Source organism: Roseibium sp. RKSG952 (assembly GCF_009711355.1).
On record NZ_SMMF01000813.1, the window covers coordinates 1 to 11,658 of the forward strand.

The window sequence follows — 11,658 nt, forward strand, 5'->3', positions numbered from 1 at the left end:
GGTACGCTCTCACGCACGGCGGTTTTCAAGACCGCTGCCTTAAACCACTCGGCCACCCTTCCAGTGCGCTCCGTTTCGAAGGTTCCAGGGGTAAAGTCAAGTCCCATGTTCTCAGTGGTGGCTTTTTTATTTGGAAAAAAGTTTGTCCGGAGTGTTTGGTTGGCCGCCGGTCGACACGTGTGGGCAGGGAGGAGACCGGCGGCCAGAAGCTGGAGGTGGGTCCAGCTTGCAAGGTGGTTGGGGGTGCCTTGCAATGGCTTATGTCTACACCGGCCTGCCTCAAGCGCCTGTGATGCTTGTCACAAACCCTGTGTTTTTTTGGGGTGGTGTTGTGCTGTTTTTGCATCAGCCGCGAATTGATTTGGGTGCAAGCTGCAACCGCTGCCGGGTTCGTGTCGACCGGTGATTCACTTTAGGGTAAGGAAGTTGGGCTTTATATGGCTAGCTTGCAGACGGCGCGGGGGCTGGCTGCGGCACGGTCATAGGTCCGGATCTTCGATGTCCGGCCCATTTTCCTGAGGCAGCCGGGCGACCGGAATGGCTCGTTTTTGCGCGGTGCCGGGGCAGTCAGCGCGTTTTTGACAGGGTGGCGGAATGCAAATGCCGGGCGAGAGGCACAGCGCAAGCGCGCAAACGGCTCCAATCGACAAGCGGAGCGCGGGGTCCGAACGGCGATGGCTCTCCCAATCGGGATGGAGCGGCGTCAGGGCCGGGATTTGTGTCTCATTGGTTGCCGGGCTGCTTGCGGCCTGCAGTTCCGCACCTGAAACACCAAAGGCAAAATTCAGCCCGAAGAAATACGGCGTGAAAGCCAGTCCGCGGGTTGTTGCTGCGGGTAAGCCGGTGCCCAAGGGTGGCGGGCGCTATGTGGTTGGCAAAAAATACAAGATTGCCGGTAAGTGGTATTATCCGAAACACGATCCGAACTATAAAAAGGTCGGTCTTGCGTCCTGGTACGGGCCCACGTTTCATGGCCGGAAAACGGCCAATGGCGAGGTTTTTGACCGGAATGGTTTGACAGCCGCCCATACCACAATGCCCTTGCCGTCCTACGCAAGGGTGACCAATGTCGACAACGGCAAGTCAATGATCGTGCGGGTCAATGATCGCGGCCCGTTTCACGGCAACCGGGTGATCGATCTTTCGGAACGCGTGGCCATGATGCTCGGCACCAAGGACAAGGGTGTCGGCAAGGTCAAGGTCGAGTATGTCGGCAAGGCCCGGATGGACGGGCGTGATGAAAGCTATCTGATGGCGTCCTACAGCGGTCCGGATGCCGTTGCGCCTGGCGGCACATTCCCGGGGACACAGCTTGCACAAGCCGCGCCTCCACAATTGCTGTTTGGCGGCGCACCGGCACCGGCCCCGCGGCCCTATAACGGCATGACGACAGTCGCATCAGCCGAAGCCTCCGGTGTTGGCGTTCTCATCGCCTTCGATCCGGCTGTGGCCTTTGAGGCCAGCAGTCAAACGATACAGGTTGCCTCGCTCAACACCTTCTCAGGAGGCCTGAACGGGACGCAATCCGTATCGTCCAACGGCAGTGTGCCGGCTTCAGCCTATGCCGACCCCGCCCCCAAACCGGGGGTCCTTGGTGTGTTGCAGGTCCCGCAAGGACAATCTCCGAACATGATTCAGCCGGGTAGTGCCGTTTCTTCATATGCCGCCAACAGCCGGATTTCCGACGCATATTCGGCTTTCGGACTTTTGCCGGGGGATGATGAAGCGGTTCCGCTGTCCAAACTGGCCAGACGGTGACGCCAAACGGACAATCCGCATTTTGATCGACCGGTATGTTCGCGCGGTAAGGCATGAAACTGCAACCAATAGGTCGGGGCAGGGGCAATGTTAACCGCGGTTTGAATTGGATGCTAAGGGATGATGTTGCCCGAAGTCTGCCGGCAAGTTGTGAAACGGCTCGCTCCTTTTGTGATTGCACTCTCGGTTTCCTGTAGTGTCGGCGCACAAAGTCTGTCTCTGGCGGCAAAATCCGCAATTCTGATTGAGCCCTTCAGCGGCACAACGCTATACGCAAAAGCAGAGGATGAGCCGTTTGCGCCCGGTTCCCTCGCGAAGGTCATGACGGCCGCGGTCGTCTTTGATGCGCTTCAGCAAGGTGAGATTGCGGGGGAAGATACCTGCCGCGTGAGTGAGCATGCCTGGCGGACCGGAGGGGCGCCTGCGCGCGGTGCGACCATGTTTGCCGAACTCAAGTCCGAAATCTCCATAGATGATCTTCTCAAGGGTTTGCTGGTTCACAACGCCAACGATGCAGCCATTGTTCTGGCCGAGTGTCTGGCCGGTACAGAGGCGGGCTTTGCCGCGCGGATGACCGGATTTGGCCAAACAATCGGCATGCAGAACAGTGTCTTCAGGAATCCGACCGGCTATGAAGCGGCCGGGGCCAAAACCACAGCATCGGATATGGCGCGTCTTGGCGCATACATCGTTACAGAGCAGGGTAATCGCTACCCGGTTTTTTCGCAGCCGGAATTCACATGGAACCGGATCTTTCAGCGCAACAAGAACCCGCTTCTCGGTGAAATTCGAGGGCTGGACGGTCTGGGCGCTGGACAGAGCGAGACGGACGGTTTTGCCGGTCTCGCCTCGCTCGAGCGCAATGGCCGAAGGGTCGTTGGGGTGGTTTCGGGATTGCCAAGTGACAAGGCCCGGCTGAAAGCCATGCGCGATCTTGTGGACGGCGCCTGGGACTTCTTTACCGTCCAGAGGATCTTTGACAAGGGCGAGCCGGTGGCCGCGGCCGCGGTCTTCGGCGGAACGTCCGGAAAGGTGCCGCTGGTCGCGAAACAGGATGTGGATGTGCTGCTGCCGCGCGGCGGCACCCTCGACTACCGGCTGCGGGTTGTCTATGACGGTCCACTGAATGCGCCGGTCGCAGCGGGCCAGCCTGCAGGTGAATTGCGGGTTATCGGGGAAGACGGAGTGGTTTACAGCACCGAACTGGAAACCGGGGATGATATCCCGACAGGGCCCTTGCATGCGCGTGCTGCCGACGGGCTTGTGGAATTGCTGTTCGGCTGGTTTTGACAAGGGTTCTCGCCAGCGCGGGTGGACACAGCAGAGGTAATACAGGCGTGCAAGGCCATTTCATTACATTTGAAGGCGGCGAGGGGGCCGGGAAATCCAGCCAGATTTTGCGTTTGAAGTCCAGACTTGAGGCGAAAGGCATTCCCGTTGTCGTTACACGGGAGCCGGGCGGGTCTCCGGGGGCAGAAAAAATCCGCGACATCCTGCTGTCTGGCGCAGCACGTGACCTTGGGCCGCGCGGAGAAGCAATGCTGTTCGCGGCTGCGCGCGCTGACCACGTCGACCAAACCATTCGCCCGGCACTCGCGAAAGGGAGTTGGGTCCTGTGTGATCGTTTCGCCGATTCAACACGAGTCTATCAGGGTGAAGCCGGAGTTGATGACAACTACCTTCAGCTGTTGGAAACTGCCGCCGTTGCGGGCTTTTGGCCAGAGCTGACCATCTTGATGGATGTCCCGCCCGAGATCGGTTTGAAACGGGTCAATGACCGGGCGAAGGTGTCCGGAAATGGCGGGCCGGACCGCTTCGAGACAGATGGGCTGCCCATTCACCAAAGACGGAGAAACCTGTTCTTGGACCTGGCCCGAGGCGAGCCGGACCGTTTCGTGGTTATTGACGGAACCCGGGACATCGAGCACGTCACATCGGATATCTGGCAAGCCGTTCTTGAGCAGTTCGGAACCGCGCTTGACGCAGCAACTGGTCCCGCCGCCGCAGATGAGGCCTTCAAACATGGCGCGTAAGACCGAGGCTGTCGAAATACCGGAAGTCGATGCACTGCCAGAGGTGCCGTTGCCACGGCAACGTTCTGCGCTGATCGGCCATACAACGACCGAAACAGCGCTCTTGAATGCCTATCGTTCGCAGCGGCTTCATCACGCCTGGATCCTGGGTGGTGCCAAGGGGATCGGCAAGGCGACGCTAGCGTTCCGCTTTGCCCGTTTTGTGCTGGCGCATCCCGACCGGTTCGGTGAGAGTGTGGCAACCGCATCAAATTTGGCTGTTGCCGAAGACCATCCCGTCTTCCGCCAGGCGGCGGCGGGCGGGCATCCTAATATCCTGCATTTGAAACGCCCCTGGGACGAGAAATCAAAGCGGTTCAAAGCAGAGCTCCCGGTTGACGAGGTTCGCAAAACGGTCTCGTTCTTTGGCACGACTGCTTCCGCTGCTGCCTGGCGCGTTTGTATTGTGGATGCGGCGGATGACATGAATGCGAGTTCCGCAAACGCGCTCTTGAAAATCCTGGAAGAACCGCCCGCGCGCAGCCTGTTCCTGGTGCTGTCGCATGCACCGGGCCGCTTGTTGCCGACCATCAGGTCGCGATGCCGTCGATTGGACATGGCCTCCTTGTCAAACAATGACCTTGTTCAGGGGCTTCAGGAGTTGGCTGCCGGTGCAATTGAAAACACCTCGCATCTGGAAGATCTGACCCATTTTGCCGACGGAAGCCTTCGCTCGGCCTTGACCTTGCTGTCGGGAGACGGCCTTGCGATTACCCGCGGGTTTGTCGGGTTGGCGGCAGCAGCACCTTCCATCGACATCCCCGCACTTCATGGTCTGGGCGATCTTGTTGCAGCCAGGGGGCAAGGAGACAATTGGGAGAGTTTCAAACACATCGCGCAAAGCTGGGTCCATGCGCAGATGCGGTCCTGTGCAAAGCCGGCACCCGCCTACCTGATCGGCTGGGCGGATCTCTGGTCGCGCCTCAATCAGCAAATTCGTGAGACCGAGGCGCTCAATCTTGATCGCAAACAAGTTGTGCTGCAATTCTTTTTCGACCTTTCGAAGCTGAAACAGAGCGCTGCCTAGTGCTCAACAGGCACCTCGTTTCATGAATTCCCGTGCACGCATCTTGAACTTGGCGTCGTGTCACACTACCGAGGGACTAAAGACCCAATTCACTCATGTAATCAGGTAACCGGACGACCATGCTCGTTGACAGTCATTGCCATTTGGACTTTCCCGACTTTGATACCGACCGCGACGACCTGATCGCGCGCGCGCACGAGGCCGGCGTCGATCTCATGGTCTCGATATGCACCAGAGTGCGAAAGTTTCAGCCGATCCTGTCGATCGCCGAGCGGTATGACGAGGTGTTCTGCTCCGTTGGCACACATCCGCACAATGCCGCCGAGGAGCGCGGGATTACAGCCGATGAAATCACCAAGCTGACGGAACACCCGAAAGTGGTTGCAGTGGGCGAGGCGGGACTGGACTATTTCTACGACAAGGCGCCACGGGACGCGCAAGCCGAAGGGCTGCGGATCCATTGCGAGGTCGCCCGCCGGACGGGTCTGCCATTGGTGATTCATTCAAGAGATGCCGATGAGGACATGGAATCCATTTTGCGAGAGGAAATGGCAAAGGGCGCCTTTCCGGCTCTGTTGCATTGCTTCTCATCAGGCAAGGGGTTGGCGCTGGCAGGCATCGAGCTCGGCCTTTATGTTTCTTTTTCAGGCATCCTGACCTTCAAGCGTTCAGAAGAACTGCGCGAGATTGCAAGGGAGCTCCCATCGGACCGCTTGCTGGTTGAAACGGATGCACCTTACCTCGCGCCGCAACCGCGCCGAGGTAAACGGAACGAACCGGCCTATACCGGCATGACGGCAGCGGTTCTTGCCGAAACGCGGGGCGTCTCTCTCGAAGAGATATCAGCGCAAACAACCGAAAACTTCTTCCGGTTGTTCACCAAGGTGCCCCGGCCGGCAAAGCGCACTGCCGAGGCTGCATGACCGACCGATTGAAACTAACCATACTCGGGTGCGGATCATCCGGTGGCGTTCCGCGTATTGGAAACGACTGGGGCGCTTGCGACCCGTCTGAACCGAAGAATCGCCGGAAACGGTGTTCGGTTCTGGTCGAACGGCGCGGGCCGAATGGAACTACCACTGTTTTGATCGACACCGGACCCGATTTGCGCCAGCAGATGCTGGATCATGACGTTCAGCATCTGGACGGGGTGCTTTATACCCATGCGCATGCGGACCATCTGCACGGCATCGACGACCTTCGCGTGTTCACGATCCGCAACCGCAAACGTATGCCGGTCTATATGGACGAGACGACATACAAGCGTGCAGAAGCGGCGTTCGGTTACTGTTTTGAGACCCCGCAGGGTTCATCCTATCCGCCAATTCTGGATGCCAATATCCTGACTGCGGGGCGCAAGTTGTCGGTGGAAGGCCCAGGTGGTCCGCTGGAGTTTTTGCCCATCGAGGTGGTTCATGGTGACATTAACTCCTTGGCCTTTATCTTTGAAAAGATTGCCTATTTACCTGATGTTTCCGATATTGCAGCCGATCTTTTGACGCATTTTTCGGAACTGGATGTTTTCATTCTGGATGCGCTTCGCCGCTGGCAGCACCCAAGCCATTTTTCTCTGACGGACGCCTTGCAGGTTTTGGGTGAACTCAAGCCGGTTCAAGGTATTCTGACGAACATGCATAACGATCTGGATTATGCAGCCTTGTGCCGAGAACTGCCGGAGAGCATTCGTCCGGCGTTCGATGGATTGGTTATCGAGAAGCACCTTTATTCATCAGATAAAAGAGTTCAGGAAATTTCGGCAAGTATCTGAATTTTCAGATTATAAAGGAATTGCCTTCCAGGCTGGAATTTACATGAACCGGTCAGCTCCTCCGGAAGCCTCGATGGTATCTCCGGTGACAAAATTGTTGCGGGCCGAACAGAGATAGGCAGCAAGGGTCGCAATATCCTCTGGGGCTCCCGGGCGGCGGACCGGCGTGCATTTTTCGGAGATCCTTGCAATCAGGTCATCGTCCGAAAGATCCGCGAGGTCCGGGTTGTTCTTCCGGACGAACGGGATCATGTTTCGGGCCCAGTTGTCGGTCTTGACGGCACCGACGCCAATGGCATTGACGAGAATGTTGTCCGCAGCCACTTCCAATGCGAGTGACTTTGTCAGGTTGTTGATCGCCGCGCTCAGGACATGCGAGATGAAAAGTTTCGGATTGGGATAGATCCCGCCAATGGACGACATGTTCACGATCCGCCCCCAGCCCTTTTCCTGCATGAAAGGAACAGCCGCCTTGCACATGCGCCGCATGGATGTCAGCTTGACGGCTGTCATTTCCTCCCAATCGTCCTCGCTCGATGTCAGCAAGCCGCCAGCATGTGCGCGGCCTGCATTGTTGACGAGGATATCGGGCGCTCCGAAACTGTCCATGGTCTTGTCGAGGATGCGTTGCGCGGCGTCCTTGTTAGTCACATCAACCGCGATTGACGCGACCCGGGCGCCAGGGAGCTGTCCGAGCGTCTGTTCAGCGGCTTGCAGGTGATCCTCGCCGCGCGCTGCAATCAGCACCTTTGTATTGTTTGATATAAGTTCTTTTGCAATTGCGTATCCGATGCCGGAGCTTGCGCCTGTGACAATCGCAACGCGATCTGTGATGCCGAGATCCATTGTAATATTCCTTTGTTGTAAGTCTTAAAGTCTGATTGTTTTTAGTTAAGTTTGGTAGAAAACGTTCTCACCTGTAAACTTCAAGTGATTGCAGTCTCAAACGCGGCTTCAGTCATATTGTCTTTAGGGGCGTAGCCCTGCCGAGAAGATATCCGCATGATCGCTTGAGGAATGAACCCCAAGTAACTGGCCTTAATCGTGCGACACAATTGTTTTTGCATTGGTGAATGCGCGTGCACCCAAGGCGCCAAGTTCACGGCCATATCCGGATCGCTTGATGCCGCCGAAGGGAAGTCTGGGGTCTGAGACGACCATTGCGTTTATGAATGTTTGCCCGGCTTCAATGCCGTCGGCGCATGCTTTCATCTCCTGCGGATCATGTGTCCAGACACTGCTGCCCAGTCCAAAAGGCGTGTCGTTGGCCAGCGTGATTGCATGATCAAGACTGTTTGCCTTCAAAAGGACCGCGACAGGTCCAAATAGTTCTTCCCGGTACGCCGGAGCATCTTCAGGCACATCCGCCAGAACTGTTGCGTCAAAGAAGTTTCCCGGTCCGTCAACCCTTTGACCTCCTGTCAGGAGCTTGGCACCAGCAGCGACAGATTCCCGCACTTGCCGCGTCAGGGTCACAAGCCCCTCTTTTGTGGCCAGTGGTCCGATGTCGGTCGTGTCCAGCAGCGGGTCTCCGATTGTGAGCGATTTCATGCCGGAAACGAACATTTCTGCAAACGCGTCATACACTGCCTCGTGCACAATAAAGCGCTTCGCGCTGACACATGACTGTCCGTTGTTCGATGTCCGTGCCTTGATCGCCGTTGATACGGCCGCGTCCAGATCGGCGGACGGCAGGACAATGAACGGATCGTTTCCGCCAAGTTCGAGGACGCATTTCTTCAAGACAGAACCGGCTGCAACGGCAACACTGATCCCGGCGCCCTCGCTGCCGGTAAGGGACACAGCTGCCACGCGGTCATCCCTGATGATGCCGGAGACCTTCGAAGACCCTACAAGCAGGTGACGGAAAAGACCTTCGGGAAGTCCGGCGCGGCGCATGACGTCTTCGATTGCCTGACCGCTCTGCGGCACGTTTGAGGCATGTTTCAGCAGTAACGCGTTGCCGGCCATCAATACCGGCGCGAGGCACCGGAACACCTGCCAGAGCGGGTAGTTCCAGGGCATGACGGCGAGGATCGTTCCAAGGGGCAAATACCGGATCGATCCATTGCCGTTTGGAAGAATGCGTTCATCCGCCAGAAATGCTGGTCCTTCGTCGGCGTAATAGCGGCAAACCCTTGCGCATTTTTCGACTTCTGCCACGGCCTGGGCGAACGGTTTGCCCATTTCCGTTGTCATCAACCGGGCGAGGGCGATACGCTCCTCCTCAAGCAGGCGGGCAGCATGGTGCAATATTGCACTGCGCTCGGATAGCGCCGTTTCTTTCCATTGCTGTTGTGCGGCATGGGCCTGACTGAGAGCTGAGCCGGTTTCCTCATCCGTCCATGCTTCAAAACTTTTCAGCAACACGCCCGTTGCCGGGTTGATACTTGTGATCGCCATGACATTATTTCCCGTGTTTTGAGCAAGTGCAGGTGTGTCCTGCTTTGTTTGCCTTTTGGCGGTCATTGTATAAGTATACGTCGTTCGGAGATGAATTGTTCGACCCGGCTACATTCGACGAATTCTCCAAGGCCTGCAGAACTTTAACCGCAATCGGCTCTTTTAAAAGTGGTTCTATTCTCTTTCGATAATCCTGGTAGTAATCAGATGCCTTGTGCGTCGCAAGGGCTTCCGAGTCGGCATATTTTTCGAAGAGATGGTATGATACATCGCCCGTGAGCGATTTCTGTTGGCTGAGTTCATACAGCTGATTGCCGAGTTCCGCGCGTGTCGCCGGGACCATGTCCATCAGGATATCCTTGACGGCTTGTTCCTGCCCGTCTTTCGGTTGAAAGGACGCAAAAACCAAGATTGGCATGTTCATGTTTCTCTCCTGTTTCAGCAACCCAGAGCGGGGTGCTGCCGTGTTTTTTGTGTGGTATAACTTGTTATGACAAGTATGTATGTTATATACATATTGCATTCAATATTCAGGCAGGATTTTTTCAAGGAGACGAGCGATGCCCGCCATTAATCCAATTCCAGACGCAATGAGCGTCGTCATGGTTCAGTTTTCTCCAGAGCCAGCCACAAATGCGGCCGGTGTTGAGAAAAACATTCAGACGATTTCCAATTATGTCGACCGCGCCTGTAACAGCTTTCCCGGTGTCGACCTGATCGTGTTTCCAGAATACAGCACGCACGGTTTTGGTTTTGACCCTTATGCGACACATTTGAAACTTGCATCGACAATTCCGGGGCCGGAAACGGATGCTTTCGGCAAGATTGCAAGAGAAAAGCGCGTCTGGTTGTGTGTGTCCGTTGTGGAGCGCCACCCCGATCCTGCGCGTAAGCCCTATAACGCCATGGTGCTGATCAACTCGGAAGGGGAGGTCGCACTGACCTATCGCAAGATGATCCCGTGGTGTCCGAAAGAACCCTGGAGCCCGGGGCCGGAAATGACCGTCTGCGATGGTCCGAAAGGCTCAAAGCTCGCGATTGCGATCTGTTCGGACTTCGATTATCCGGAAGTTGCCCGTGAAGCGGCCTGGAAGGGCGCCAACGTTCTCTTGAGAACCGCCAAATACATGTATCCATGGGACCATATCTGGGGCATCACCAATCAGGTGCGTGCATATGAAAATCAGGCTTATGTCATTGCAGTCAATCACACGGGGCAGGACAATTCATACACTTACTTCGGGCGCTCCATGGCCTGCGATTTCGACGGCAACATCCTGTGTGAGCTTGATGGCAACGAAGGCATGACCAAAGTTGACGTCTATCCGCAACTGGTCGAGCAGGCGCGCGACAAGCGTTTGTCCAACAACTATCTTTATCAGTTGAAGCATCGGGGCTACACAGGCGTTCCGCCAAAAGGCGTGACCTCAAATCCTTTCACCGTCTACAGCGAATGGGACAAGATCCCGGACCGCTGGAACAGCGCGCCTGAGGAAGCGGCGGAGAAAATCTCCGATGTTGGCCGGAAGGCACTAGAAAGGGCAAAGAAGCAACTGGCACCAACGGAGTGAACTAAGGTGCCGATCCGATGTATGGCCGGCAGATACGGGCGCTTCATTCATTGCGCTTGTATCTGTCCCGTGTCACCACAACAAATGATCGCGAAAGGCTTTTGCTTTCATAAACCGCATGAAACATGTCTGTATCAAAAAAGGGATTTTCATGGAGCAGATTGACATCATTGACCGCAATGCGGACAGGCCGCTTCATGCCCAGATCACCCAGATCCTCTCGGATTTGATCGATAATGGTTCCTTGCCGGAAGGGAAACTGCCGAGCGAAGCGCAACTCGCCAAGCGTTTCGATGTGAGCCGGATCACCGTCCGCCAAGCTCTTGCAAATCTTGAGGCTGAGGGACGGGTGCAAAAGCGGCAGGGGCTCGGGACTTTCGTGACCGGAAAAGCCATCCGTCAGAAACTCGCCGGAAAGGCCCGGACAATCAATGAAGTTCTGCTGGATCAGGGCATTGTTCCAGATATCCGGCAACTGAGTTTTGAGGAAGTGGTCCCGGACAAGTCGGTTACTCAAGCACTTGGAACCGGCGCGGGATCGGTCAAACGCCTCAGAAGGCTCTATTCGCATGAAGGCGAGGTGCTCGTTCTGATGGAGCTTTACCTGCCCCTTGCGATGAGCGGGGTGGGGGAGTTCATGAGCCGCGCCGGTCATCTCGGTACGACAAGTTACTCGGTTTTTGAAAACGAACTTAACATCAAGATCAGGGACGCCCGCTATGTCCTGTACGCTGCCAAACTGGACAAGGACACGGCAGGAATTCTGGACCAGCCGACCGGGTCCACTTGCCTGACAATGGACCGGACGAGCTATGCGGACAATGGCATCCCCCTTGAGTTGCTAAGGGTTTATTATCTCAACGAAAATTTCCGCTTCGAAATCACCCTTCCACGCGACGCCCCCGACCATGGGATATCAATTCATGGCACTTGACCCGAGAAGACGAGAGGTGGCCCCGGGTTTTCGACCAGTGTTTCGCCGCGATAAGCTGTAGAAGTTGCGATTTGATCTGACGATCAAGCGGGCCAACCGGCATTGCCATTTGTGGACAGCCCCTG

Annotated in this window: 11 protein-coding genes; 8 read left to right on the forward strand and 3 right to left on the reverse strand. The window is 56.3% G+C overall.

From position 1 onward, the window contains the following. The first annotated feature begins 594 nt into the window (after positions 1-594). The 6 genes from E1297_RS08050 (at position 595) to E1297_RS08075 (ending at position 6,625) form a co-directional block, all read left to right on the forward strand. Positions 595-1,758 (forward strand): septal ring lytic transglycosylase RlpA family protein, encoded by a 1,164-nt coding sequence (locus E1297_RS08050; RefSeq protein WP_244327685.1) that lies wholly within the window; start codon positions 595-597, stop codon positions 1,756-1,758. A 120-nt stretch (positions 1,759-1,878) separates the two neighbouring features. After that, positions 1,879-3,048 carry a D-alanyl-D-alanine carboxypeptidase family protein gene (locus tag E1297_RS08055; protein ID WP_155136307.1) on the forward strand — a complete coding sequence of 390 codons (1,170 nt, stop codon included), beginning with the start codon at positions 1,879-1,881 and terminating at the stop codon, positions 3,046-3,048. A gap of 47 nt (positions 3,049-3,095) precedes the next feature. Then, the gene (tmk, locus tag E1297_RS08060; protein ID WP_368669488.1) at positions 3,096-3,791 is read left to right on the forward strand and encodes a dTMP kinase; all 696 of its coding nucleotides are present in this window, start codon (positions 3,096-3,098) and stop codon (positions 3,789-3,791) included. Next, positions 3,781-4,857 (forward strand): DNA polymerase III subunit delta', encoded by a 1,077-nt coding sequence (locus E1297_RS08065; RefSeq protein WP_155136313.1) that lies wholly within the window; start codon positions 3,781-3,783, stop codon positions 4,855-4,857. Before tmk ends, E1297_RS08065 begins: the two co-directional genes overlap by 11 nt. A gap of 119 nt (positions 4,858-4,976) precedes the next feature. After that, positions 4,977-5,780 carry a TatD family hydrolase gene (locus E1297_RS08070; protein ID WP_155136316.1) on the forward strand — a complete coding sequence of 268 codons (804 nt, stop codon included), beginning with the start codon at positions 4,977-4,979 and terminating at the stop codon, positions 5,778-5,780. Further along, positions 5,777-6,625: an MBL fold metallo-hydrolase gene (locus tag E1297_RS08075; RefSeq protein ID WP_155136319.1), complete on the forward strand. Its 849-nt coding sequence runs from the start codon at positions 5,777-5,779 to the stop codon at positions 6,623-6,625. The genes E1297_RS08070 and E1297_RS08075 overlap by 4 nt, the downstream gene beginning before the upstream one ends. 39 nt (positions 6,626-6,664) lie before the next feature. Here the strand turns inward: E1297_RS08075 and E1297_RS08080 are convergent, their stop codons facing one another. The 3 genes from E1297_RS08080 to E1297_RS08090 form a co-directional block, all read right to left on the reverse strand. Continuing rightward, positions 6,665-7,471 (reverse strand): SDR family NAD(P)-dependent oxidoreductase, encoded by an 807-nt coding sequence (locus E1297_RS08080; protein WP_155136322.1) that lies wholly within the window; start codon positions 7,469-7,471, stop codon positions 6,665-6,667. 192 nt (positions 7,472-7,663) lie between these two features. After that, the gene (locus E1297_RS08085; RefSeq protein WP_155136325.1) at positions 7,664-9,028 is read right to left on the reverse strand and encodes an NAD-dependent succinate-semialdehyde dehydrogenase; all 1,365 of its coding nucleotides are present in this window, start codon (positions 9,026-9,028) and stop codon (positions 7,664-7,666) included. A gap of 4 nt (positions 9,029-9,032) precedes the next feature. After that, a complete protein-coding gene (locus E1297_RS08090) occupies positions 9,033-9,452 on the reverse strand; it encodes a putative quinol monooxygenase (RefSeq protein ID WP_196223244.1) in 420 nt (139 codons plus the stop codon). A 136-nt stretch (positions 9,453-9,588) separates the two neighbouring features. On the opposite strand from E1297_RS08090, the gene E1297_RS08095 reads away from it, so the two are divergent. Together E1297_RS08095 and E1297_RS08100 are read left to right on the forward strand one after the other, a co-directional pair. Continuing rightward, a complete protein-coding gene (locus tag E1297_RS08095) occupies positions 9,589-10,599 on the forward strand; it encodes a nitrilase-related carbon-nitrogen hydrolase (RefSeq protein WP_196223245.1) in 1,011 nt (336 codons plus the stop codon). A 151-nt stretch (positions 10,600-10,750) separates the two neighbouring features. After that, a complete protein-coding gene (locus tag E1297_RS08100) occupies positions 10,751-11,533 on the forward strand; it encodes a GntR family transcriptional regulator (protein ID WP_196223246.1) in 783 nt (260 codons plus the stop codon). Positions 11,534-11,658 lie beyond the last annotated feature (125 nt).

What these genes read in the sequence shown, in the direction of transcription:
- E1297_RS08050 (WP_244327685.1), top strand. Translation starts at nt 595, where the DNA reads ATGCAAATGCCGGGCGAGAGGCACAGCGCAAGCGCGCAAACGGCTCCA.
- E1297_RS08055 (WP_155136307.1), top strand. Translation starts at nt 1,879, where the DNA reads ATGATGTTGCCCGAAGTCTGCCGGCAAGTTGTGAAACGGCTCGCTCCT.
- E1297_RS08070 (WP_155136316.1), top strand. Translation starts at nt 4,977, where the DNA reads ATGCTCGTTGACAGTCATTGCCATTTGGACTTTCCCGACTTTGATACC.
- E1297_RS08075 (WP_155136319.1), top strand. Translation starts at nt 5,777, where the DNA reads ATGACCGACCGATTGAAACTAACCATACTCGGGTGCGGATCATCCGGT.
- E1297_RS08080 (WP_155136322.1), bottom strand. Translation starts at nt 7,471, where the DNA reads ATGGATCTCGGCATCACAGATCGCGTTGCGATTGTCACAGGCGCAAGC.
- E1297_RS08085 (WP_155136325.1), bottom strand. Translation starts at nt 9,028, where the DNA reads ATGGCGATCACAAGTATCAACCCGGCAACGGGCGTGTTGCTGAAAAGT.
- E1297_RS08095 (WP_196223245.1), top strand. Translation starts at nt 9,589, where the DNA reads ATGCCCGCCATTAATCCAATTCCAGACGCAATGAGCGTCGTCATGGTT.
- E1297_RS08065 (WP_155136313.1), top strand. Translation starts at nt 3,781, where the DNA reads ATGGCGCGTAAGACCGAGGCTGTCGAAATACCGGAAGTCGATGCACTG.
- E1297_RS08100 (WP_196223246.1), top strand. Translation starts at nt 10,751, where the DNA reads ATGGAGCAGATTGACATCATTGACCGCAATGCGGACAGGCCGCTTCAT.
- E1297_RS08090 (WP_196223244.1), bottom strand. Translation starts at nt 9,452, where the DNA reads ATGAACATGCCAATCTTGGTTTTTGCGTCCTTTCAACCGAAAGACGGG.